Raw genomic sequence first — 25,301 nt, 5'->3', positions numbered from 1 at the left:
ACGACGGGTTGGGAAGCAGTAAAACGTCACTTTCTTATCTTATTAGCATAGATTCCCGCAAAACATCTGTTATTAAGTGCTGCGTAGTTTATCTGTGTTGTCTATAATGGTGCCTCTTAAAAAGGAAGTAGTTATGAAAAGCATTGAAATAGATGACGATTTATATGCCTTCATCGCCAGCCAAACGAAGCATATTGGTGAGAGTGCATCACAAATTTTAAGACGTTTACTTTTGCCTGAAGACGGTGCCGTGTCCCATGGTGTCCAGCATGGTGGGGCTTCATCTACATCTGTAAAAACAAGCGAACTAAAAAGTACAGACGTTGTAGAAACCGCAGATAACGCAAGTGAGTCAACACCCGAAGTTGAAACTCAAGAAGCGACTAAAGTACAAACCAAAGCGCCTACTAAAGCGACAGCCAGTTCAGCAGTTAAAGCAGCGCCAAAGGCTGCAGCGAAGAAAGCTCCAGCTAAAGCAACGGCAGCAAAAGCGCCTGCGAACTCAAGGGCAGCTAAAAAGGTTTCGGAAGTTTCTTCAGTAACGCCAGCAACAGAATCTCATTCGAAAAGAGACATTCTTGAAGCGGTGTCAAAAGATGCATTAGGCACATTTACCAAGCGCGTTGATCAATTCCTGTTTGTTTTAAGTGCAGCGCACAAGCTTAATGCAGAAAACTTTACTCGTGTTGAAAGTATAAAAGGTAAAAACCGTACGTACTTTGCGACAAGTAAGGCGGCATTGTTGGAAAACGGCAGCAGTACTAATCCTAAAGCTATCCCTGATAGCCCGTTCTGGGTGGTAACAAATAACAATACTGCCAAGAAAACGAATATGCTGGAACAAGTTTTGCGTAACTTAGGTTATCAACCCGATGTTATTGAAACCGTGATTGCGCGTTTCTCTTCAGAAGGTAAATAGCAAGCCAAGGTATAGAACAACGAAACTTCTAAATAAGGATTTTTTTCATGGCATTACATCCGCAGGCTGGACAGCATGCAGCAAAAGAGCAACTCATTAACGTACCCCAGTTAGTGAGTCAGTATTACAGCTATAAACCGGATATGAATGACCCGGGTCAAGCGGTCTCTTTTGGCACGTCAGGTCACAGAGGTACAGCTTCCAACGCTACGTTTACCGACACCCACATCAGTGCAATTTGCCAAGCATTGGTAGAGTATCGTAAACAAGAAGGTATCGACGGTCCGCTGTTCGTTGGTAAAGATACCCACGCGTTATCTGAGCCTGCCATGATTACCGCTATCGAAGTTTTGTGTGCAAACGGTGTCAATGTTGTCGTGCAGCGCGCAGACAATGAAAGCATGGGCTATACGCCGACACCTGTTATTTCACGTACTATTATTCGCTACAATCGCGCAGGTAACACCGACAAGGCAGATGGTATCGTCATTACGCCTTCTCATAACCCTCCTTCAGACGGTGGATTTAAGTACAACCCGCCTCATGGTGGACCTGCCGATAGCGACGTAACCAAGCAAATTCAAAAACGCGCCAATGAACTAATTGCCGATGGCAATAAAAACGTTAAGCGCATTGATATTCGTCAAGCTACCGCGCGCAAATTGGTTCGTGAAGAAGACTTCATGGAACCTTATATTGAAGATCTTGCAAGCGTTATCGACATGGAAGCGATTGCAAAAGCTAACTTGAAGTTAGGTACTGATCCATTAGGTGGTGCAGGCATAGGTTATTGGTCGCGAATTGCAGATAAATATGGCTTGGACATTACCGTTGTTAACGACGCAGTTGACCCACAGTTCGGCTTTATGCGCCGCGACAAAGACGGCAAGCTTCGCATGGATTGTTCGTCGGCTTACGCAATGGCAGGGCTTATCGAGCTTAAAGATAATTTTGACCTTGCTTGGGGCAATGACCCTGACTTCGATCGTCACGGTATTGTTTGCAAAAGTGCCAGCTTAATGAACCCTAACCATTATTTGGCCGTGGCAATTAACTATCTGTATACCCACCGTCCAGAATGGCCCAGCGATTTAAAGATCGGTAAAACACTGGTGTCTAGCAGCATGATTGACCGCGTAGCCAACAGTTTAGGTAAACCTTTGGCTGAAATGCCGGTAGGCTTTAAATGGTTTGTTGATGGTTTATCAAACAGCACTATTGGTTTTGCGGGTGAAGAAAGTGCTGGTGGAATTTTCCTTGAACGCAATGGAAGCACGTGGGCGACAGACAAAGACGGCTTTATTCTTTGTTTGCTGGCAGCTGAAATCCTAGCCATCACAGGCAAAGATCCTGGCGAGCACTACAAAGCGCTAACGGAAAAATTTGCAGCGCCGGTTTACAGCCGTGTTGACGTGGCAGCAACCCTTGAACAAAAGCAAAAGCTTTCGGCGATGGATGCATCTGTCGTCACTAGCGATACGTTGGCGGGCGAGCCTATCACTGCCGTTCAAACCCATGCACCAGGTAATAATGCGGCAATTGGTGGCGTTAAAGTATCGACAGAAAATGGCTGGTTCGCAGCGCGTCCTTCTGGCACCGAACAAATTTATAAAATCTATGCGGAAAGCTTTAACGGTGAAAGCCACTTACAGGATCTAATTGCTGAAGCCGAAGCCTTAGTCGGAAAAATAATTAAATAAGTACAAAAACAAATCACTTTAAATTCGCTTTTGTAAATTTATTGTTAAGAATCGCATGAATGCATACGAATTCATGCGATTTTTTGTTATTTTAACAAAATTATTACAACATAATCGTTTAAGCGCTGCTATATTGCTGTCATATTCTGAAGTTATTCTGTAATTAAATTACGTTTTCGGTGTGTAAACACCGCTTCTACTTAAGAGTGAGACGCAAAATGAACGCAAAAGCGACCAAGACGCAACCCTCTCCAGTGATCGATAAGGCTGCATTCAAAGCAGCGGTTATTAAACACTTACACTGCACGCTAGGCACCGACGAAAACAAAGCAAACAATCACGCTTGGTGGAAAGCAACGTGTGCTGCAATTCAAGAACAAGTACTTGAAGGGTTGCGCAAAACCCAGAAAAGTCATTACCTGAACGACACCCGCGCCGTTCATTACTTCTCTGCTGAATTCCTAATGGGCCGTTTGCTTTCAAACAACCTGCAAAACTTTGGCTTATTCGATGTGGCTAGTGGCGCGTTGAAAGAGCTAGGTGTTGAAATTTCAGACATTCTTGAAGAAGAGCCTGATATGGCGCTAGGTAATGGTGGCCTTGGCCGACTAGCGGCTTGCTTCATCGACTCACTAGCGACAATGGAATTACCTGCAATAGGTTATGGTATTCATTACGAGCACGGTTTGTTCCGCCAAGAAATTAAAAGCGGTGCGCAAATCGAGCGACCAGATAGCTGGCGTGACTACGGTAATCCATGGGAAATTTGCCGTCCAGAATCTATTCAAGAAGTATCGCTTTACGGCTATGTAGAGACTAAATACGGCGACAACGGACGAGTGCTGAAAGAATGGCACCCTGGCTCAATTGTTAAAGGTGTGCCGTGGGACATTCCGGTTGTAGGCTACGAAGGTAAAACCGTAAACGTACTGCGGTTGTGGCAGTCAGAAGCGTCTGACTACTTCAATTGGGACGTGTTCAATGCGGGTGGTTATGTTGATGCACAGCGTGAAAATGTATCAGCTGAAACGATTTCAAAAGTACTTTATCCAAACGATGAGACCGAAGCGGGTAAAGAGCTGCGTCTTATTCAGCAGTACTTCTTCTGCTCGTGCTCGCTTAAAGACATTATCCGTCGTTACAAGCGTGCTCATGGTGACGATTGGAGCCGTTTCGCCGATCAGGTTGTTATTCAGCTAAACGACACGCACCCAGCTATTTCTATACCAGAGCTAATGCGCATTCTTGTTGACCGCGCAGAGCTTGGCTGGGATGAAGCGTGGGGGATTTGTACAAAAGTATTTGCATATACCAACCACACCTTGCTACCAGAGGCGCTTGAAAAGTGGCCTGCGCGCATGATAGAGAAGATCCTTCCTCGTCATCTAGAAATCATTTATGAAATTAACCACCGCTTTATGGCAGAGGTTGATAAGAAGTGGCCTGGCGACAATGCCATGAAAGCTAAGCTTTCAATCATTGAAGAAGGTAACGAGAAGATGGTTCGTATGGGCCACCTGTCAGTAATCGGCTCATTTGCCGTTAACGGTGTGGCAGAAATGCACTCGCGTCTTGTTAAGTCGTCTCTGTTCCCAGAGTTCGATGAACTGTATCCAGGTAAGCTAACTAACGTAACCAACGGTATTACACCACGCCGCTGGTTGAAAGCGTGTAACCCAGCGCTGTCTAAGCTAATCGATAAAAAGATTGGTGAAGACTGGCCGCGCGACTTAGACAAACTGCAAGGGTTAGCTAAATTTGCGAGCAATAAAACGTTCCAGAAGCAGTTCATGAAAGTGAAGCTTGAGAACAAAGAGTTGCTAGCAGAGGAAATTCGCAAGTCACTTGATATAGAAGTAGACGTTAACGCCATTTTCGATGTGCAGATTAAGCGTTTGCACGAGTATAAGCGTCAACACTTAGCGCTTCTGAATATTATGGCGCTATATCGTCGTATTCTAGAAAACCCTGATTACGATATGCACCCGCGTGTATTTGTGTTTGGTGCTAAAGCGGCACCGGGCTACAAGCTTGCGAAAGATATTATCTTCGCAATTAACAAGGTAGCGGATAAGATCAACAACGATCCACGCGTAAATAACAAGATTAAAGTAGCATTCTTACCAAACTACCGTGTATCACTCGCTGAAAAAATGATTCCAGCGGCAGACGTATCTGAGCAAATCAGTACGGCAGGTAAAGAGGCATCAGGAACCGGTAATATGAAGCTTGCGCTGAACGGTGCGGTAACTATTGGTACACTTGATGGTGCAAACGTTGAAATTGCTGAAGAAGTGGGCGATGACAACATCTTTATCTTCGGACTTACAGTAGAAGAAGTGAACGAGCTTAAAGCGAATGGCTATAACCCACATGACTACTACTATAAAGATCCAGAAATTAAAGCTGTGCTGGATTGGTTAGAAACGGATTACTTTACGCCAGGTAAACCAGGTGCATTGGTGTCAATTAAGCAAAGCTTACTTGATAACGGTGACCCGTACATGGTGCTTGCAGATTTCCGTGCTTATTCTGATGCACAAATTGCAGTTGATGCTGCATACCGCGACAAAGAGCGTTGGGCAGAAATGGCCATCATCAATACAGCGAAGATGGGTAAATTTACCTCAGATCGTTCAATTCGTGACTACGTAGAACGCGTTTGGAAACTTTCACCGTGTAAGATTGAAAGCTAATCGCAGAACCGTAAAGAAATAGCCCGGCAGTGGTACACTCGCCGGGTTTTTTATTACCCTCTAAATACTTCTTCATTGTTTCGTATCGGGTTCAAAATACGGCACAGTTTGTTCTTAACGTCACCAGAAATAAGTACTACAGCCATGTTTTTTGTCCAATATTAGGCTAATGTTGTACAAAAGTATAAGACGGTATACAAAATAATACGTTACTGTCGTTGCGCCTTTCGTAGCGCCATGGTTTTATATAACTAGTTGTTTTTAGTACCTCGAAGCGTAAAGCTCAAGGAAAACATCATGAGCCAACACACATCACTGGCAACCATTCCCAATCGCTATGCGTTTATCGATAGCATTTCGAAGCAAGCATCTCGCAGTGCTTCTATTTCATTGATGCTGGTCGATGTAGTGCGTTTTTCTGATGTGACAACCAGTCTGGGCATTCATGTAGGCGATCGCTTTTTACTTGAAATAGCCAACCGCATACAACTCCTATTTGGAACTGCGGTATCGATTGGCCGTATCAGTGGTGATGTTTTTGGCATCGTTTTTCCTAATGAAAGTAATGAAACCGTAATGCGACAAATGTTCGAACGCTTAGTCGAGCATTTCAAAACGCCTATGCATTATGATGGTACGGCTTTTATTGCAGACTTTAACGTAGGTGTGGTGTGCAGTATTAAGAATGACTTTGATATCACTTCCTTTGTTTCCCGAGCGGAAACGGCTTTAAAACAAGCAAAAGAAAACAAATACGAAAATTACTTCGCGTTGACTAAGTCAGACAAAACCGACACGGGCAGAAGTTTGGCGCTAAAGGCAGATTTAAAACGTGCATTAGCACAAAATGAACTCGAGCTTTACTATCAACCAAAAGTCGATCTGACAACGCTAGAAGTAGTGGGGGCTGAGTGCTTACTTCGCTGGAATCACCCTCTTGATGGCGTCTTATTTCCAGGTCCGCTAATCGAAGCGGCCGAGTCGTATAATATGATGAGTGAACTGGGCTACTGGACGCTTGAGCAAGCCTTTAGGGCGCTCTCGGAATTGGACCTAATGAAGCGGTCTTTAATGCTGTCTGTGAATATTTCTCCCACACAGTTATACGACAACCAGTTAGTTCCAACCCTGACGATGCTGAGTCGTACCTATTCAATGCCGCTTTCGTTAATTGAGCTGGAGCTTACCGAGGACGTGGCATTGTCTAATTCATTAATGGTGAAAAAGCAGTTAGATGAGCTGCGAAGCTTAGGCGTATCTATTTCTGTAGATGATTTTGGTAAAGGGTATTCAAATCTTGCTTATATTCGAGATCTGGATTTGGATGCGCTGAAAATCGACAAGTCTTTTGTGATGGAACTTGAAGCTCACCCTGTTAATCGCGCCATTATCGAAGCGGCGAAAGTGATAGGGCATGCAAAAGAGTGCTGTGTAGTCGCCGAGGGCATAGAAACCGTAGAGCAGCTTCACATACTCAGAGAAATAGGGGTGACACAAGGGCAGGGATACCTGTTCTCTCGCGCCATTCCATTCGATGATTTCGTACAGCTTACCCAACAAGAGATAATTATCGGCAACTCGCCTAGACGCGCTCAAGCGTAGTATCTGAAAGTGCGGCAATCTGTAGTTCCGTTGTTCAATGCTTACAGCTACTGGGAATTAAACAGTGAGATAACGTGATTTTGAAGGCCTGTCTGGGTACACTGGAAGCATTCGAGATTAGACAACGTAGACAAAGCTCACACTTATGCAAGAACTTATCGAAAGCGGCCAATTTTTAACACTTTCTCGCCGTAATTCCGCATTATTTGAACGCTCTCATCAATTTACATTAGCTAATGGTACGCTCGTCGATATTACCGCACCTGGCATTATTAGTTTTTCAGTTCAGCCAACCTCCAAGCCTAATAAACGCATTGTTTTATCGTGTGGTGTTCACGGTAATGAAACCGCACCTATCGAAATCTGTGATGATTTGGTTAAGGGGATCCTTACAGGGAACATAACGCTGGCACATGATGTTTTGTTCTTATTTGGCAACCTGCCAGCGATGGATATTGCAGAGCGTTTCGTTGAAGAGAACATGAACCGCTTGTTTAGCGGTGCTCACTCGAAGGGCGAAGGTTTAGTGAACGCAGAGCGCGTTCGTGCTAAACAGCTTGAAGACGCTGTGGCGTCTTTCTTCGAAGCGGGTGAGGGCATCCGATATCACTACGACTTACACACTGCAATTCGCGCCTCAAAAAATGAAAAGTTTGCGGTATATCCTTATCTTCATGACAGAATACACAGCAAAGGGCAGCTGGCATTTCTCGCCGCGTGTGGTGTGAAAACCATATTGCTGTCGGAAAGCTCGACAACCACCTTTAGCTATTTCTCGTCATATCAATATAACGCGCACGCGTTTACGGTTGAACTTGGCAAAGTGCGTCCATTTGGGCAAAACGATATGCGTCGATTTGAAGATGCGAAACAAGCGATAACGCAGCTAATTACTCAAACCGAGTACGCGCCAACGGTTGAGATGGGTGACCTTGATATTTATCGCGTGAACCAAGTTATAAACCGAAACGAAGAACAGTTTACGCTTCATTTCGATGACGATACGCCAAACTTCACTGACTACCCTAAAGGCTCGGTATTGGCTTCTGAACCGGGTAAAGAGTACATAGCAGAGCAGGACGGCGAAGCCATTGTTTTCCCGAATGCAAAAGTGGCCATTGGGCAACGCGCCTTGTTAACCGTTGTGCCTACTACGTTGGATAAGCTAGATGTTTAAACTTGATAGCCGTTTACACAATGATACATTTTTTGTCTGTGATCTTTCGCTGTGTCGTGTACTGTTGATGAATGATAGTCAGTTTCCGTGGCTCATTTTAGTGCCAATGAAAAATGATATTGCGGAAATTATCGATTTGTCTGAAGAAGAGCAGATTACTTTACTCAAAGAGTCTGCATTGGCATCAAAAGCCATGCAGGCCTTGTTTTCACCACTTAAACTTAATGTGGCAGCACTAGGCAATGTGGTAAGGCAGCTTCATGTTCATCACGTCGCACGTTTTGAAAATGATTGTGCGTGGCCAAAACCTGTGTGGGGCAACCAACCAGCAGTGGCGTATAACACAAACGATGCTCAGGCACTTGTTAAGTCTGTTAAGCAGTGGTTCGAAAACAACAGCTAGAGGGCGCACGCCCTTAATAGCGACAAATAAACAGTTCACATTAAAAGGAGTTACGCATGATTGTTTCAACTACCCCAACGCTTGAAGGGCATAAAATTGAAGCTTATTACGGTATTGTTGTGGGCGAGGCCGTGATGGGCGCAAACGTATTTAAAGATCTTTTCGCTTCTATTCGCGACATCGTGGGTGGTCGTTCTGGGTCGTATGAAGAAGAGTTAACCACCGCACGTAAGTTAGCGTTTACTGAGCTTGAGCACGAGGCGAGAAGTATGGGCGCAAATGCTGTGGTTGGCATCGACTTAGACTATCAAGTGATTGGCGATAAAGGCAGTATGCTTATGGTGAGCATTAGCGGTACCGCGGTGAAAACAACCCCTTTATAAGATTATGAAGGGCGTATGCTTTGGTGAATTAACGTTTATCAATTAAGTGCCGATTAATACCAATCCGCATAGATAATTGCCCACTCAGAAGGTGCTGGCAAGTTTCCTAGCGAAGCGTGGGAATGCAGGAATGGCTGTTCCCTTTCAAATTCCCAGAATGAAGTTAGGAAGCTTGCCAGACCTTCCCGAAGGGCGAGTTTAAAATGTCCGTACTCTTTGTTGTGTCACCTTAATGTAGAACCACTATACCTGCGGTAACACGCCGCGATTACGAACATTTTAACTCTCGCTGAGTGGGTAATTATCTATGCGGACTGGTATAAAATAGCGATAAGCAAAAAGCGACACAATCCAATCAAAAAAGGGCAGCCTAAGCGTTTCAAAAAGCTTTGCTGCCCTTTTCTATCTGTAAGACTAGGCTTTATTTGGCCGTATTTTCTATTGCTTGCTCTTCAACAGCATCAGCATCAATGGCAATCGTATCTACGATCACTGCGCATGCTGCATCACCCGTAATATTTAGCGCAGTGCGGATCATGTCGAAAATTCTGTCCAAGGCAAATAGCAGGGGTAAACCTTCAATGGGAATGCCGGCAGCAAGCAACACCGCAACGACCAAGAATGATGGCCCAGGAACGCCCGCTTGACCAACCGCGCCAAGGGTAGAGGTTAGGGCGATGGCAACATATGCACCCATTGATAAATCTATATTGAAAAGCTGCGCAAAAAACACCGCTACCAAGCCATAATAAATGGCATTTCCGCTCATGTTGATGGTGGCGCCTAACGGCAGTACAAAAGATGCCGTTGCGTTTCTTACACCTAGCTCATTCTCTACTGTATTCATAGTAACCGGCAGTGTCGCCATGGATGACGCGGTTGAAAGAGCTACCGCCTGAGGCTTTTTCATAGCCACGAGAAATGATTTAGCCGACGTTTTTGTAAATAGCTGTACCAAAAGGGGGTAAACCACAAAACCAAATACTAAAATTGCCGCAGTAAATACCAAGAAGAGTTTGAATACCACCATGAGCGCGGCAAAACCAAATGTTCCTACTGCCTCTGCCATTAAACCAAATACGCCGATAGGCGCGATTTTCATCACACAGTTGATCATCCATACCATGGCATCAACGATAGTGTTCACGCCATTTAAAATAGGCTCGCGGTTCTTTTTAGGTTGTTTGGAAAGGGCGAGGCCAAAGAACAAGCAAAACACAAGAATTTGAAGAATGTTCGCGTTGGTTAACGACGCAAATACGTTGGTGGGGATCATACCTGTAACGGTAGCCCAAAATGAAGGTAACTCACCTTTAGAGGCGTATTCACCAGAGAACATACCTTCTACAGCAGAAACGTCGATACCTATTCCTGGCTTAAACACTTCACCCATAATGAGGGCCAGTGTTACGGCAAGTGCTGACGTTAACGCAAAATAAGCAAGGGTAGATAGCCCCACTTTTCCTGCATTAGTGCTGTTGCCAAGCCCCGCAGCGCCAGAGATAAGCGCTACTGCCACCAGTGGAATGACCAGCATTTTAATTAAATTGATAAAAATGGCACCTAGTGGTGCGAACATTTCAGCGCTTTCACCCATAAAGGCGCCAACAGCGGTGCCAATAATCATAGCAATGACAACTTGTACGCCGATATTGCCCAGTAAGGATTGTTTTTTAGACACGTCTAGAACCTCTTAGAGTGTGTTTAAATGTGAGAAGTGAATAGTGATTGATTTGTTGAAAGCACTAGCTTACAGCGCATGTGTCGATAAAAATTATTGGCATAGGCCTCTTATTGAGAGGCTTAACTCAATACTTCAAATAACATGCCGTGAATGACTATATGAAAACAGCATTATTTTATGGTGTATCGCTGTCACTTTTACCTGCGCTCTGTTCTTTATGATTCAAATTGGCGCCATGGTTGTGTTGAGCTTTATTTTGCGCCGAAGCAGATGAATGCGAGCTTTCTCCGTCTTCTTCTAATTCATCGTTCCCGTCATCATAAGGTTTAGAAGGTGTTGGAAATTTAAACCTAGCGCTGTATTTAAGCAGCGTGATATTCCCAATCACAACGCCCAATACTAAAACAATAATGATGATGACCCAGGTAGTACTCATAAAAATTCCGTAGGCTACAGCCCTTTGTTCAATACATAGCGATTATACAAGCTAGGTAGCTGTGGCAAAATACATGTTTTGCCTTCTATATCGCTTTGTTCAATGGCTTTTGTAAAGCCATCTAAGTGCCTGGCATTTTCGAAAACACACGCTGTTTTTCGAAAGCTTAAATGCCATGGCTCTACTGCGACGCCACCCGTATTAACCGAAAAAGGACGATAAAAGCCAAACTGTTCCATATTGTCAGCTAGCCAACATGAAAGGGCATGGCACGGTCCGCCAGAAAGGTATTCGCTTTCGACAAGGTTAAACTTGCCCCCCCAGTTATGCACGGCAGCTCTGTCGTACACATCGATGTCAGTGCCCCAATGGTGGCGACTGCCGCCGGGAAGTGCTGACCATGTCAAAATAGCATGAAGCTTTTCATTATCGCTTAGTGCCTCGAATGGCAGTTCATCACCGTTGGTATCAAGAAGCTGTGCTTGACCTGCCCATTTGCGGTTAAAAATGGCAGTTTGCCTGTCGAAATCTCGAAAGCTACTGACCAACTGTAAGTCTATACCGTCTTTTTGCGCAGCATCTTGCATGGCAAGAAACGGCGATATCACGTCGCGATGCAGTCTATGGCCGTTGCCAGCATCAACGAGATAGTCGTTGTGCTGGCCTAACCACGCTTTTTCTGGCACTTGATTCATAACCATCAATAGCGGCTATTGAGCCAGCAAGCGTTCTAAGATACCGAAGTACATATCAGCAAGCTGTTCAAGGTCAGACATTTTCACGCACTCGTCAATTTTGTGAATAGTGGCATTCACCGGGCCTAGCTCTATCACTTGTGCGCCTGTTGGCGCGATAAAGCGACCATCTGATGTACCGCCAGCAGTAGACAGCACGGTAGGTGTTCCTTTAACCGCCGCTATTGCACCTTGAGTGGCTTCTAACAGGGCACCCGTATCGGTCAAAAAGGGTTGACCGTTAAACGTCCATTTAATCTCGTACTCCAGTTCGTGGGCTTCCAAAATTGCCGTGACTCTCTCAATGAGAACTTGGTCGGTTACTTCCGTTGAAAAACGGAAGTTGAAGCAAACGTGCATCTCGCCCGGGATCACATTGCCCGCACCCGTACCCGCGTGAATGTTTGATATCTGGAAGCTGGTGGGAGGGAAAAAGTCGTTGCCGTTATCCCAATGAGATTTAGCTAGTTCGTCAAGGGCTGCCATTGCACTGTGTACAGGGTTTTTAGCCAGATGAGGGTAGGCGACATGGCCTTGGACACCTTTTACTACTAAATCACCCGTTAATGAACCTCTACGGCCATTCTTAACAATATCGCCTACTTCGTCGGTTGAAGAGGGTTCGCCAACAATACACCAATCAATTTTTTCATTGCGGGCTTCAAGGGTATCAATAACGCGGGTGGTACCGTTTATAAAAGGGCCTTCTTCGTCGCTAGTAATAAGGTACGCAATACTTCCCTTGTGATCAGGGTATTTGTTCACAAACTCGCGGGTGGCTACTAGCATAGCGGCAAGACTGCCTTTCATGTCAGCTGCGCCCCGCCCATGCAGATAGCCGTCAACTTCTGTCGCGGTAAATGGCGGTGTTTTCCATGCTGACTCAGGGCCACTAGGCACTACATCAGTGTGGCCTGCGAAACAAAATACCGGGCCTTCTTTACCTCTGCGAGACCAAAGGTTCGTCGTGTCTTCAAATACCATGGTTTCATTATTAAACCCTAAAGCACCTAAAAACTCGCCCATGGCTTCTTGGCAACCTGCGTCTTCTGGCGTTACAGAACGGCGGTTTATTAATTGTTTAGCAATTTCAATAACAGAGTCGTTTAACAAAATATTTCCTCATACTGCGCGGGTTTGAAGCCAATATAAAACGCGTTGTCATGAACAAGGATAGGGCGTTTAACCATGGCAGGATGAAGCTCTAGCAGGGCCAGTGCTTTATCTTTATCTAGATTCGCTTTCTCTTGCTCTTCTAGCTGGCGAAAGGTCGTGCCGCGTTTGTTGAGCATTGCTTCCCAGCCAAGCTCAGACTCGGCTCGTACAAGAAAGTCGTTATCTATCCCGTCCTTGCGGTAATCGTGAAATGTGAAAGCGATATCGTTGTCTGCTAACCATTTTTTTGCTTTTTTAATGGTGTCACAGTTTGGGATCCCATAAAGGATTGTGCTCATGGTGATTTATTCCGTACTACTTTGTTGTTTGTAAATGAAAGACGCTGGTTAGAACAGTGCCATTATGTGGCGCTGTTTCGAAGAGCTAGAGAAAATAGAAAACCGCAATAGCCCGAAAACAGTGCGCCTGTACATTTTTGTTTTTCAATGTGCTCCATCATACAAGCTGTTGATACGTTGATAAACTCACTTGCGATGATTTTTAATAGTAAATCATTCAGGGCTGAAAGCCTGTTTTACAATTAGGTCAACAGGCCCTAGAGGTAAAGTGTCAACAACGTATCTTCGCCCGCTTCGACAAACTTTTGATGCGTAGGCACCACGCCGATAAGCGCATTTGCATTAAGCAACGTCATTGAACAGGTATTGCTAACACCGCGCTGCTTTAGCCATGCAGCATTCACGGTAAAAAGTACTTGTTTAAGTCTTATTTCATCGCCCCGCTTCAAAGAACAGGCGAATTGTGCGCCATGCAAATGACTAGTATCGCCACCATATTTAATCTTGCATTTGAGGCCCGCGCTAGACTGTATGTCGATAGCGTAATCTAGCGGGGAAACGCTCAATACTTTACCAGCGAAAGGCGATAAGACAGTATTTGATGTTGAGCTTATTGCTGCACCAGGCCCCATAAGGCCACTTTTATAATAGGGATCGTCAATGTGTGAGAGTGAAACCACTTGCCCTGAAAATGGGCTTAAAGTTACAAACTGCTTGGTAAAACTGTCTGGTGCGTATTGTAGTTGCTTAGCATTCACGGTATTAGACGTCCTCACTTACCGAATAGCCAGCTTTCTTAAGCGCACTAATGGCATCTTTTAGTTTATTGTCTTTTACTAAAAAGAAGTCAGTGTCGAAGGTTGATACCACAAATATGGCCACTTTTGCTGACGCTAACACTTGGCCGATTTGGGCCATGATCCCTACCATGGACAAGTGCAAAGGCCCTAACAGTTCAAGTGCACGCCAACCTTCATCACTATCTAGTGACGGTACGTCTACCGAGTCAGGCACAACAATAGATAGTTCATCTTCTGTTTTACCTAAGAAAAAAAGAGGGCTATTAAGCACAGATGCGGGGATATTGGTTTCAGGATCCAAGCTGTGAATGGTAAACAAAGATTCTCTGACTAAAAGTGTTTGTTTGGGCATGAGAAACCGAAAAAAAGATAACTTCGAAGATATTCACATTAAACCACTAACTGTGATTAAGTGCTACGTGTTATCCACTTAATCTGTGGATAAGTTTGTTGAGTAGTTTGGGGCTTTGTTGTAAGTGTATGTATTTAAAGGGATAAATAAACTGTACAAACAATGTTCAGTGGATAACATTCTCAATTTCACAAGCATTTTCCACAGGCCATGTCTACAACTAAAATAAAAAATGTTTTGTAATTTTGCAATTTCTTAGCTTGACAACCATGGCTTTTTTCAGAAATTTGCGTATTACTAAAACGCGAGATTCAAATGATCGAACGCTTTTGGCCATGTTGATCTTTGATGTACAGCAAAGGTCAATAGACTCTAGCCTTTTTACCTTTAAAACATCAGTACATTAAAATGATCTATTAGTTAACAAATATTCAGTAAGGTACTACTGTTAGTAGTTAATTTAGTCTTGGGTTTTGCTTATTGAAGCAATGGGGCATTGCGCTTATCAGTTATGTAGCTTACTGGGTATTTGATCTCTAACCAGAACAAGAGCGCTGACTAGAAAAATGCCTCAACCATAAATAGAGCCCTAACAAAACAACAGCCCTAAACAAAAAACAGAGGGAGAGAGAATGTCAGATTCTTCATGGTGCGATATTACAGTAGAAAACGCAGACGAACTTGTCAGCTTTTATGAAGCGGTGATGGGATGGAAGAAAGAACCCATAGATATGAGTGGCTACAATGATTATGTCATGATGAAGGCCGACGGCACACCTGTGGGCGGCATTTGTCATAAGCAGGGTGTAAACGCGCAGTACCCAAGCGGATGGATTAATTACTTTACCGTAGAAAATCTAGATGCTGCGTTGAAAGAAGTTACTTCCAAAGGTGGAAAACAGGCGGGTGATATACGTCATCACGGAAAAGACAGCTTTTGTGTCATTATTGACCCAAGCGGCGCTGCGTGCGCGCTTTATGAAAAAGGCAGCAAGTGATGAGACTTGCTGCCCTAGTATTGTGTTAGCTATCGAATTACTTGTTTAGCACGCCGCGATTTACCTGATCGCGTTCAATCGACTCAAATAGTGCCTTGAAGTTACCCTCGCCGAAACCTTCATCTTGTTTGCGTTGGATAAATTCAAAGAATACTGGGCCGAAAACGGTTTCAGAAAATATCTGAAGCAGTAGGCGAGGCTCACCATTTTCCGTTGTGCCGTCCAATAGAATACCGCGCTTTTGTAGCTCATCTACGTTTTCGCCGTGCCCAGGAAGACGTTCTTCAAGCATATCGTAGTAAGTGTTTGGTGGAGGCGTCATAAACTTCATGCCTTTCGCTTTAAGCTTGTCTAAACACGCCACTAGGTCGTCACAAGCGAAAGCGATATGCTGAATACCTTCACCATTGTACTTCATTAAGAACTCTTCAATTTGGCCACCACCGCCAACCGCCTCTTCATTTAGCGGTATGCGAATTTTACCGTCTGGCGCCGTCATTGCTTTCGATAATAGACCCGTGTATTCACCTTTAATATCGAAATAGCGAATTTCTTTAAAGTTGAATAGCTTTTCGTAGAACCCTGCCCAGAAATTCATGCGGCCGCGGTACACATTATGGGTGAGGTGATCGAGCGTATGAAAACCACATCCTTCAGGATGGCGATCAACGCCTTCAATCCAATTGAAGTCGATGTCGTAAATGGTATTTTCGCCTTCATAACGGTCTATAAGGTAAAGCATCGCACCGCCAATACCTTTAATAGCAGGAAGTTTCAGTTCCATTGGACCGGTATGGGTATCCATAGGCTGAGCACCGCGGGCAAGCACTTCTTTATATGCGTGCTGTGAATCTTTAACGCGGAATGCCATACCACACGCTGATGGACCGTGTTCTTCGGCATAATAGGCTGCATGACATTTCTTTTCGTAGTTACTTAATAAATTGATGTCGCCTTGACGCCATAATTCCACGTCTTTTGATTTGTGGCGAGCAACAAGGGTAAAGCCCATAGCTTCAAAAATGGGTTCCAACATGCCCTTTTTAGGCGCAGTGAACTCTAAAAATTCAAACCCGTCTAAACCAATAGGGTTTTCAAACAAATCAGCCATAGCGATACATCCTCAACGTAAATCACATTTTATAATTGTTACCTGATTGTAAGGGCGCAGTGAAAAAGCAAGCAATAGGTGTCGAGTTCAAGGATTTTGGGCATGGAAAGCAAAGCTGTAACGTTTTGTTTTCACCCGTGAATGAGATGCTGTGTTAGGGAAAGCCAACTTTCCCTAACTGTCTGAAAATAAGTACTATTAAGCAAAGGTGATGCTTGTCGGTAGTGTTCAAAAATCAGTACAATTGCTCGTTTAGGTATCGGTACGTGTAACGTTATTAATCTCAGGGCGCTTATTTTTCACCATCGTAGTACTTTTTAAGGCCTTTCCAGCACGCCAAATAATCTCGTTGACGAATATCACTGTTTAAAGCGAACTCCGTTGGCGCAATGGCATAGCGAGATTCAAACATAAACGCCAGCGTGTTTTCATAACGCTGCGGTGAAAGCTCGGCGTTCGAGGCTTTTTCAAATACTTCAGCTTCTGGGCCATGGGGAGTCATACAGTTGTGAAGGCTCATGCCGCCGGGCACAAAACCGTGTTCTTTGGCGTCGTACATCCCCTCAATTAGCCCCATAAACTCGCTCATAATATTTCTGTGATAATACGGCGGGCGAAAAGTATTTTCAGCAACCATCCACCGTGGAGGGAAAATAACGAAGTCAACGTTCGCCGTACCTTCCAGCTCAGATGGTGAGGTAAGCACGGTAAATATCGACGGATCCGGGTGGTCAAAACTTACGGTGTTCATAACGTTGAAACGGGACAAATCATATTTGTAAGGGGCAGAGTTACCTACCCAAGCCACCACATCAAAGGGAGAGTGATCGAGTTTTGCTTCGAACATATTTCCACAGAACTTGTTTACCAAAGTGTGAGGCGTCTCATTATCTTCAAACCAGGCCGTGGGATAGCAAAAGTCACGCTGGTTCGCATAGCCATTCGCGCCGACCGGGCCGCGCTCTGGCAGCACAAAAGGATGACCGTAGTTTTCGCATATGTATCCGCGAATTGGCCCATTAATAGGGTTAACCGAAAAACGAACGCCACGAGGAATAACGGCTATTTCGCCTACAGACAAGTTGAGCCTACCAAACTCGGTGGTGATCAGCATGTCACCTAGTTGGGGGACAATAAGCATTTCTCCGTCTGATGAGTAGAAAACACGATTTTGCATGTTAGCACTTGCACTGTAGCAGTGAACGCCCATACCTACTTGGGCTTTAGCGTCACCGTTAGTGGCGATGGTTACAAGCGAGTCTACAAAATCAACGTCTTTGTCTGGTAAGGGAACAGGATCCCACCTAAGTACATTCGGAGGGCAATGGACATCAGACTCAGGTGCTGTTTTTACCAGGCCATTATCAATTCTTTCAAAGTCGCCCATAGCAATAGAAGGACGTAAACGATAGGTCCAGCTGCGGCGGTTTTCTGCTCGCGGGGCAGTAAATGCGGTACTGCTAAACTGTTCAGCGTAAAGCTTATAATTCACTTTTTGTGGGCTGAACTGGCCTTTAGGAAGGGCACCCGGTAGTGCCTCTGTCTCGTGCTCGTTATTAAAACCCGTTAAATACGACAAATTATCCATAAACCCTCCCACAGGCGGCCATCGATGTGGCTGTACAGATGAATGCAAAATAAAGTAGTTACAAATGAAACTATGTGATTTAGGCTAGAGGTAAATGAAATGTAAATCAATGGCGATGGGCGAGTAGAGGGAATAGAACCAACGTCATTTGGTACGCTAGCTTTACACCTTTTATGTGATGCCCACTACAAGGTTACACGTATTGCGTGTTTTTTAATGCACGATATTAGCTGTGAAAGTTACTTGGGTTAATGTTGAACGCGCCTGAACGCTCGACCGATGGTAGCGACACTGTGGGTATAAGTAACGCCCAAGGTAAATGAAAAACAACCATGGCTTATAAGGCGGTCACAGAAGTAAAAAAAGAGTAATACAGTGATAAGGGCTTAAAACATGCAGCTAGAAGATATGCTTGCCTACAAGGTAGCCATGCTTGCGAGCGATTTAAGTGAATCGCTCTCAAAAGAATATGCAGAATATAAACTTACGAAACCAGAATGGCGAATCTTAGCCACATTAGGCGGCCGAAATGAAAGCTCGCCAAAATCACTGCTAACGGCAAAAGAAATCGCTATTGCAACACGACTAGATAAAGTGCAGGTTTCGCGAGCGCTGGAGCGATTGGTTAAGCGAGATGCTATCGTTAAGCGTGTGAGCAAGCGAGATAAACGGGCCACATTAATTTCATTGTCAGTGGAAGGAGAACGAATCTATCGGGCGCTGTTGCCTAAAATTGTGGCTTGGCAAAATAAGCGTTTGGAAAATATCACTGAAGATGAGTATCGAATATTTGTAAAAGTGATAGATGCACTAACGCCTTAAGATTCGGGTGAAGTCCTTGAAAAGTCTGGTCTGAGCAGATGTGAGGGCATTGCTATAAAGGTTACTTTCGCGCCTTTAACTGTTAAATTCCCCCGAAACTAATTAAATGGGTAAGTTATTGGATTTATTAGTCATGGCTTGCTACCCCCTAAATATTTATCAAGCGCTTCTATTCGGCGCACAGCGAGGACATTGAGTGGCACCCTTAGAAATATACGCAGGTAAAAAAGCACGTGAATCCATAATGAAAAACGGATTTACGCCTGAGTTATTTAGCTATTTTCTGGGGGCATCTGGCGGCCCGAAATGGTTTTCTCTGGCTGGTCTAGATCGCGTACTGTTTCCCGAATGGTTTGCCAACGTTGAGCATCAAATACATGTAATTGGTTCATCAGCGGGTGCGTTTCGTACCATTTGCGCTGTACAAAACGATCCCCTAGCTGCCATAAATCGTTTGGCTGCTTCCTATTCAACAACAACTTATAGCAGCGACAAGCCTACGCCTAGAGAAATTACGGCTAAAGCCGAAGACTTGCTGAAAGAAATGGTGGATGAAGCAGGTAAACAAGAAGTGCTGTCTAACTCCCGCTTTAAAGCGCACCTGATCGTTGCTAAATGTTTAGGTGCTACTCGTTTTGAAAGTAAGTTTAGGCAACTTTCGGGCTTGGCGATGAGTGCAGCGGCCAATACAGTGAACCGACGACACCTTTCACGTTTATATACACGCTATGTGTTCTCTACCCCGAATACTGAATTTGCGATAAAAGACCCGTATCAACTGCCTACTCAGTACCACACGTTAACCCACGGAAATATTCATACCGCGCTGCTAGCATCGGGTTCTATTCCTGTGGTTATTGAGGGCGTACAGCAAATTGAAGGTGCGCCAGCTGGAATGTATCGAGATGGCGGTATTATTGACTACCACTTCGATTTGTCCTTTGGGCCAGACGATGGCTTAGTGTTATATCCGCACTTTTACGACAAGCCCATTCCAGGCTGGTTCGACAAGGGCTTGAAGGGCAGAGTGCCTCATCGTTCAAGCTACGATAACGTTGTAATGCTTGTGCCTTCTGCATCGTTTGTTGCTAATTTGCCTTATAGCAAAATCCCCGATAGGAAAGATTTTGAAGTACTCGATGCAAAAACGCGCATCCAGTATTGGCAAACAGTATTAAAAGAAACCGACAGATTGGGGGAGTATTTTATGCGTGCTGTTAACGACGGATCTTTAGTAGACGCTATCAAGCCGCTTCCATTTAAAATGATTTAAGTTAATCGCAATTGTTGAAGAAAGTGGCTAATTGCTGTCAAATTAGTCACTTGAATCGTCATTTGATAAGTTTTCCTTGCAGGCAACGCTCGTGCTAAGTATTATACGCGCCGTTGCTTGGCATTCGCCCACCTATCAGGTGCAACAAAATTCTATATGCGTCTATAGCTCAGTTGGTTAGAGCGCTACCTTGACATGGTAGAGGTCCCCTGTTCGAATCAGGGTAGACGCACCATCTATTTTTCTTCCAAAAAAATTTCCCAGCGTTATTTTAAAAATATTTGAGTTTTTTAACTCATTGACAACATTGAATTAATCGGAATTAAGCAGCTTTTTCAGAATTTCTGTTTCTTTTCGTTTTTTCCTCTGAAAACAGATGAATACTGTCAGGATGGTCACGCGTGGTCACAATTCGTGACCATCCGTGACCAAATCTAGACTTCACTCCCTAGCTATTTGCCGTTAAAAAGTCATACACATTTCCTATTACGGCATTTTGTATTTAACAAAGTCACCCAAGAATATTTCCCAATTCTGCTTCGCACAACCACGCATTAAATTGTGCAATGCTGTTTTTTCATGAGGTTTTAGTGAAGTGGCGTTACGAAATAATAAGCTGTTTGAAAATATGCCGTAACCGTTTGTCGCGCAGTTAACAGTAAACAGCGTGACCCCATCAATCGATGTATACGTTGAATTATCACAAGTGTCAGTAGGTGCTGGTTACAAATACGGCGTGACTCAAAACATTGATGTTTTTGCGCAGATCATATATTAAAAACTATAGCTTAGTGCTTCAGCTCAAGGCTAGTCTGGCTAAGAAGACGAAAATGGTTTCGGTGCTGCCGTGGGCGTTCGTTCAATGGTTATTGACTAACTAGAGTTAAGTGCCCCAAATCGGTTACCTAGACATCGCTGATGAATCAGAAACGGCTTTCAGTGCTTCGACCTACTACGACATCACAAACAATGTAGCTATCGGCGCAACTTACGAAATGTGGAATGGCGTTGACTTCATGGGTGCTAACTTACGTTACGAATTCTAAAGTTTATTCGGTAGAACAACCTTCAAGACAAAGCGCCTTAAAAGATAATGCCGTTCACCTTAAGTAAACGGCATTATCTTTTAAGGCGCTTTGTCTTTGGTCTAATGAATTTTTTAAGGGCTTTTAGGGGCATTTAGTTTCAGAATTAACTTCTTTTTACACCCTCAAAAAGGGCGAGTTGCCCGCCCACTATTTATTAACGCTTCATTCTTCTACGTAAAGCAACGATAGAACCAAGGAATAAAGTGGTTAAGAAGCTCATCGAGCCACCTCCAGAATCGCCTGAACTAACGTTGCTCTGTGGAACGTCGGTGGTTGTACTGCCATTACCACCATTGCCACCGTTGTCGCCGTCACCATCATTACTGCCATCGTCATAATCAGCATTAACAATAGTAAAAGTCTCTGTTGAACTAAGGCCTCCGTTCATGTCCTGATCGGTAACTGTTAGTGTTAACGTGAAGTTCTCCCAAGTAGTATCCACTGAATCAGGGAATGCGACCACTACATCATTGCCAACTTGCTCAATAGGGAAGGGACTGTTTTCAGATGACCACTGGAAGGTTAATGGGTCATCTTCACCTTCATCTGTTACAGAGTATGCAGAAAATGTGTAGTCGCCAGTACCTGAAACCGTCGAAGAACAACCGTCATTACATGTGATCACCGGTGCCACATTCACTTCATAATTTTCATTAACCAGAATAAAGGTAGACGATGTGGATAACTTGCCGTCACTAACTTCCAGCGAATACGATAGTTCCTCCCAGTCTTTGTCTGCGTTATCAGGGAAATTCACGGTAAGGTTTTGACCCGCATCGCCTGAAATTGAAGTGCTAAACAAGTCTGAATTTATCGTCCAGTTAAAACTTAGCGTATCTTGAGTATTTTGGTCTGAAACATAATACTCAGAGATAAGTGTTTCGCCGATACCCGCAGTAGGAATACGACATACGTCAGAGACAACCTCTTGGTCATTCTCATCAAAACACGTAATGACCGGCGCAACATTCTGCTCAATCGTAAATGTGTAAGCCCTAGAAGGCATCCAGATTTCTTCACTTGGAGACCCGTCTTCAAGCATTGGGGCGATTGCTATACCAAATCTATCATCAGTACCGTATTTTCTATTTAGCTCAAATGTTGCTGTTAATTGTTTAGAAGTCTCATCAATATCTTCGATAGACACATCAACATCAACATAGGTTACATAGTCATAATCATCATTGACTGAAGCATAGCCTCGCGCTTCAGCAACGTAAGCTACGCCCGGCTGAAGATCATAAACTGGAACGCTAACCGTCATTGCGGGTTCATCTGTCAGGTATGATGAAGGGCCGTCGAAGTAAGGTATATCGTTATCTTTAAGTAACGTCGTAGCTGTTGCTGGAAGACCATTCCTATTGGTCACAGTAACAAAATAGCCATCGCCTTGGCGCTGGTCAATTACAGATGTATCAACCTCAACGAACACGGTCAATGTACCATCACCGTTATCAAGTTCACCGGTAGACACAATAGCGTTTGCATTCACACCTGTTCGCGCAAAGCCTTCGCTTACATCGTATTCATACCGACCAGATGAAGATTCGAGCGTGAATGACAAAGTAAGAGGTTCTTCTTGTTCTTCTTTACGGTAAACAACGAATTCGTTGTCAGCCTCAATGCTGGTACCCGCCAATATATCATTGCCATCAAGTGCTAATGTAAAGTATGTGAAACCAATAGATGATGTGTAAGGGGCACCAAAGTCTACTGCTCGCTCATACTCAACTCTTGTAGATATAACGAAAGAATCAAATTGACTTTCATCCTGATTGTTTAATAAATCGAGATACTTTTGCGTTGGAAATGCATTAGGCACATCAAAGGCAAAACTGATAACGCCGTCTTCTAAAACGCTGTCTAATGTAGAGGTTAATTCAACCTTAGCTCCGCTTCCTAAGCGACCTTCGAGGTCATAAGGCTCATCAACGACCAGTTGCCACTTACTGTAATTTTCATCGTCTTGGAGGTCACGAAGTTCAGATAGCGCCTCATCCGTTAATTTGTAGGATATTTCGTTGCGCTGCCCTACTTGTAAAGTTTCTGGATAAACGTGGTCTGTCGTAGACGACGATGGAAGTACTGAGGAGGTTTGAGGTGACGAACCAGAGCCCATATAAAATTTGTAAAGAGGTACGCCTTGTACGGTTCCATTCACGTTCAGACCGGTAAGTACATAGGCATCACCAGTATAAGGCATATCTGTGGTTAAAAATTGAAAAAGTATCGGTACCAACTGGCAGGTCATAAGCATACCAAGTATCATCTCTCCAATTACGAACTACTAGCGTTTTAACACTTACTCCACTTACTTGAGGTAGTGTAAATGTTTTTCTAGTGACTCTGTTTGTTAGAGGGTCGCGCTCAATATCAGATGCAGAAAGGAACTTCACTTGTTTATCTTTAGGAAGATACTTAAGGAAGAAAGCCGATTCAGCATAAAGTGCAGCATCAGCACCGTCTACTTCGTATGCGCTAGTACCTAATTCGAATTGGTATCTGTCTGGACTGCTCAATAAGGGCTCGTAATTACAATCAGTACAAGGGTAGGCCATCAGAGAGTACTTACCGCGCTCAGTTACCGTCTCGTTTTCATCATAAGTAGGAGCAAGCAATGCGCCTCGATTGAACGTATAGGCATAATTTTCATCAGTAAAATCGATATTTTCTGTAATAGCATCATGATTCAAACCGATGTTATGGCCGATTTCATGAAGCAGAACACGGCTATCAAGACATCCCGTGCGAGATACACCATCGATATTCAAATATTGCCATTCTGGAGAAGCCATATCAAAGTCATTTGGCCCAGTATTAGCGATGGCCTTATTATCTGGCGTCTTCATGTCTACGACAGAACCTAGAAAAGCAAAGCCGCAGGTACCTTCACCTCTATCACCCCAATAAGTACTTTCCATATCGGTAGCTAGATAGATGATACTTTCTGATTCATCGTTAAACTCATCAACTAACGAGTTCCCAACTGGGAAATCAGCAAAATCGTGAATGAGCGTTATAGATTTATTATTAAGCTGAACATCACCAAGCAAACTATTTTCGAGAATAATATTTGATGAATTAATTGAAGAGTCAATTTTTGCTGAAAGTCGCGCTATGCTTGAGGCGCCAAACTCTTCATAAGACTCAAGAACTGCGCCTGTATGGAGAAGGTGGTCGACATCTATAGTTAACGTTCCATCTTCAACTGCAAAATTCTTCAACGTAGTATTGTTATTTTTAATCGCCGTCACTTGCTCAGGACTAAAAACATCATTACCCCGTAAGTCACGAGGTGAATAAGCTTGTTCGGCAGGAATGCTGCGTGGCAGAATTTCCTGACCGTCAACTATGATTGGGAAAGTTTCAGGTGTGTATGACTGCCCACTGTATGCAATTATTTCAGATGATTTGGCTGACACATTTGACAAATCTTTGTTCTGTTCTTGTATAGCCTTTCGTTCTTTTTCTTCTTGGATGCGTTTAAGCTGACGTTTACCTGATTTATCATCTCTTTCTGGCTCAACGAGGTAATCGCTCGCATGGTCTAATGACTCAGGAACATCCACAGGGGTAATTGAATCGTTGAAGATGTTGTAGCTTACACCATCAATAACGGCGCTGCCGTAACGATTACCGCCTTTATCTTTTAAAAGAACAAAATCTCGCTTATTTTCGCTGATGTACATCAAGCCGTCTTTCGCAGACTTAATGGTATCAAGTAACATGGTTTTATCAGCAACGGTCAATGCCTTTGGCTGGTCCTTCGCAGATAGTTTTACAGCCGTTTTAAGACTACTGATAGTCGCTGAGTTCGCTTTTTTATCAAAATGAAGATGAGAAGAAGATGCTGAAGCGCCAGAAGCAATTAACAAGCCTGAAACTAAAAGAGCAATTTTTGATTTTTTAAACAAGGTAAGTCCCTCTGAGTAGTAAAATGATAATCCATATCTTATGCGATGATAACATCACGCAACCCCAGTAAGGTGCTTATAATCCGTGTTTAGCGTATCTCTAGATAGCCTTAAGTATTAAGTTTAATAACTATAAAGAAGCATTCCCCTTTGCTAATAACTGTGGA

Annotated in this window: 22 protein-coding genes and 1 tRNA gene; 12 read left to right on the top strand and 11 right to left on the bottom strand. The window is 43.9% G+C overall.

The window, feature by feature from the left end; genetic code table 11:
- The first annotated feature begins 133 nt into the window (after positions 1-133).
- The 7 genes from KUL49_RS03245 (at position 134) to KUL49_RS03215 (ending at position 8,880) form a co-directional block, all read left to right on the top strand.
- Complete coding sequence (locus tag KUL49_RS03245) at positions 134-919, top strand: SeqA protein (RefSeq protein ID WP_131136296.1); 786 nt, start codon at positions 134-136, stop codon at positions 917-919.
- 47 nt (positions 920-966) lie between these two features.
- Complete coding sequence (gene pgm / locus KUL49_RS03240; RefSeq protein WP_131136295.1) at positions 967-2,619, top strand: phosphoglucomutase (alpha-D-glucose-1,6-bisphosphate-dependent); 1,653 nt, start codon at positions 967-969, stop codon at positions 2,617-2,619.
- Positions 2,620-2,837: 218 nt separating this feature from the next.
- Complete coding sequence (locus KUL49_RS03235) at positions 2,838-5,315, top strand: glycogen/starch/alpha-glucan phosphorylase (RefSeq protein WP_014949036.1); 2,478 nt, start codon at positions 2,838-2,840, stop codon at positions 5,313-5,315.
- 297 nt (positions 5,316-5,612) lie between these two features.
- Positions 5,613-6,917 (top strand): bifunctional diguanylate cyclase/phosphodiesterase, encoded by a 1,305-nt coding sequence (locus KUL49_RS03230; protein ID WP_039230212.1) that lies wholly within the window; start codon positions 5,613-5,615, stop codon positions 6,915-6,917.
- Between the two features lie 145 nt (positions 6,918-7,062).
- Positions 7,063-8,094: a succinylglutamate desuccinylase gene (astE, locus tag KUL49_RS03225; RefSeq protein ID WP_131136294.1), complete on the top strand. Its 1,032-nt coding sequence runs from the start codon at positions 7,063-7,065 to the stop codon at positions 8,092-8,094.
- A complete protein-coding gene (locus KUL49_RS03220; protein ID WP_014976168.1) occupies positions 8,087-8,497 on the top strand; it encodes an HIT domain-containing protein in 411 nt (136 codons plus the stop codon). The genes astE and KUL49_RS03220 overlap by 8 nt, the downstream gene beginning before the upstream one ends.
- Before the next feature lie 56 nt (positions 8,498-8,553).
- Positions 8,554-8,880, top strand: coding sequence for a heavy metal-binding domain-containing protein (locus KUL49_RS03215; protein ID WP_014949040.1), 327 nt, complete (start codon positions 8,554-8,556; stop codon positions 8,878-8,880).
- A gap of 421 nt (positions 8,881-9,301) precedes the next feature.
- Here the strand turns inward: KUL49_RS03215 and KUL49_RS03210 are convergent, their stop codons facing one another.
- The 7 genes from KUL49_RS03210 to KUL49_RS03180 form a co-directional block, all read right to left on the bottom strand.
- The gene (locus KUL49_RS03210; RefSeq protein WP_131136293.1) at positions 9,302-10,561 is read right to left on the bottom strand and encodes a dicarboxylate/amino acid:cation symporter; all 1,260 of its coding nucleotides are present in this window, start codon (positions 10,559-10,561) and stop codon (positions 9,302-9,304) included.
- Between the two features lie 178 nt (positions 10,562-10,739).
- Positions 10,740-11,000 (bottom strand): DUF2897 family protein, encoded by a 261-nt coding sequence (locus KUL49_RS21045; RefSeq protein ID WP_242633710.1) that lies wholly within the window; start codon positions 10,998-11,000, stop codon positions 10,740-10,742.
- 14 nt (positions 11,001-11,014) lie between these two features.
- Positions 11,015-11,701: a M15 family metallopeptidase gene (locus KUL49_RS03200; RefSeq protein WP_039230197.1), complete on the bottom strand. Its 687-nt coding sequence runs from the start codon at positions 11,699-11,701 to the stop codon at positions 11,015-11,017.
- A 9-nt stretch (positions 11,702-11,710) separates the two neighbouring features.
- The gene (gene dapE / locus KUL49_RS03195; protein ID WP_131136292.1) at positions 11,711-12,847 is read right to left on the bottom strand and encodes a succinyl-diaminopimelate desuccinylase; all 1,137 of its coding nucleotides are present in this window, start codon (positions 12,845-12,847) and stop codon (positions 11,711-11,713) included.
- Positions 12,841-13,188 (bottom strand): ArsC family reductase, encoded by a 348-nt coding sequence (locus KUL49_RS03190; RefSeq protein ID WP_014949045.1) that lies wholly within the window; start codon positions 13,186-13,188, stop codon positions 12,841-12,843. Before KUL49_RS03190 ends, dapE begins: the two co-directional genes overlap by 7 nt.
- Positions 13,189-13,445: 257 nt before the next feature.
- A complete protein-coding gene (locus tag KUL49_RS03185; RefSeq protein WP_014949046.1) occupies positions 13,446-13,946 on the bottom strand; it encodes a PTS glucose transporter subunit IIA in 501 nt (166 codons plus the stop codon).
- Positions 13,947-13,950: 4 nt separating this feature from the next.
- On the bottom strand, positions 13,951-14,340 hold the full coding sequence (locus tag KUL49_RS03180; RefSeq protein ID WP_014949047.1) for an ACT domain-containing protein: 390 nt from the start codon (positions 14,338-14,340) through the stop codon (positions 13,951-13,953).
- A 632-nt stretch (positions 14,341-14,972) separates the two neighbouring features.
- On the opposite strand from KUL49_RS03180, the gene KUL49_RS03175 reads away from it, so the two are divergent.
- Positions 14,973-15,338, top strand: a complete 366-nt coding sequence (locus tag KUL49_RS03175; protein WP_131136291.1) for a VOC family protein — start codon at positions 14,973-14,975, stop codon at positions 15,336-15,338.
- Between the two features lie 37 nt (positions 15,339-15,375).
- Here KUL49_RS03175 and hppD read toward each other — a convergent pair whose 3' ends face one another.
- Together hppD and hmgA are read right to left on the bottom strand one after the other, a co-directional pair.
- On the bottom strand, positions 15,376-16,449 hold the full coding sequence (gene hppD / locus KUL49_RS03170) for a 4-hydroxyphenylpyruvate dioxygenase (RefSeq protein ID WP_014949049.1): 1,074 nt from the start codon (positions 16,447-16,449) through the stop codon (positions 15,376-15,378).
- 292 nt (positions 16,450-16,741) lie between these two features.
- A complete protein-coding gene (gene hmgA / locus KUL49_RS03165; RefSeq protein ID WP_131136290.1) occupies positions 16,742-18,037 on the bottom strand; it encodes a homogentisate 1,2-dioxygenase in 1,296 nt (431 codons plus the stop codon).
- Positions 18,038-18,430: 393 nt separating this feature from the next.
- On the opposite strand from hmgA, the gene KUL49_RS03160 reads away from it, so the two are divergent.
- The 4 genes from KUL49_RS03160 (at position 18,431) to KUL49_RS20755 (ending at position 21,178) form a co-directional block, all read left to right on the top strand.
- Entirely contained in the window at positions 18,431-18,859 is a 429-nt protein-coding gene (locus KUL49_RS03160) for a MarR family winged helix-turn-helix transcriptional regulator (protein WP_014976177.1), read from the top strand.
- Positions 18,860-19,055: 196 nt separating this feature from the next.
- Positions 19,056-20,132, top strand: coding sequence for a patatin-like phospholipase family protein (locus KUL49_RS03155; RefSeq protein WP_131136289.1), 1,077 nt, complete (start codon positions 19,056-19,058; stop codon positions 20,130-20,132).
- A gap of 158 nt (positions 20,133-20,290) precedes the next feature.
- A tRNA-Val gene (locus KUL49_RS03150) sits at positions 20,291-20,367 on the top strand.
- 652 nt (positions 20,368-21,019) lie between these two features.
- Positions 21,020-21,178: a hypothetical protein gene (locus KUL49_RS20755; protein ID WP_165477871.1), complete on the top strand. Its 159-nt coding sequence runs from the start codon at positions 21,020-21,022 to the stop codon at positions 21,176-21,178.
- Positions 21,179-21,374: 196 nt separating this feature from the next.
- On the opposite strand, the gene KUL49_RS03140 is transcribed toward KUL49_RS20755, so the two are convergent.
- Together KUL49_RS03140 and KUL49_RS03135 are read right to left on the bottom strand one after the other, a co-directional pair.
- Complete coding sequence (locus KUL49_RS03140) at positions 21,375-23,471, bottom strand: hypothetical protein (RefSeq protein WP_131136288.1); 2,097 nt, start codon at positions 23,469-23,471, stop codon at positions 21,375-21,377.
- Positions 23,407-25,134 (bottom strand): zinc-dependent metalloprotease family protein, encoded by a 1,728-nt coding sequence (locus KUL49_RS03135; RefSeq protein WP_131136287.1) that lies wholly within the window; start codon positions 25,132-25,134, stop codon positions 23,407-23,409. The genes KUL49_RS03140 and KUL49_RS03135 overlap by 65 nt, the downstream gene beginning before the upstream one ends.
- Positions 25,135-25,301: the final 167 nt, after the last annotated feature.

This window comes from Alteromonas sp. KUL17 (assembly GCF_006538305.1).
GTDB classification, from domain to species: domain Bacteria; phylum Pseudomonadota; class Gammaproteobacteria; order Enterobacterales; family Alteromonadaceae; genus Alteromonas; species Alteromonas macleodii.
This window is presented reverse-complemented; position numbering and strand designations above follow the sequence as displayed.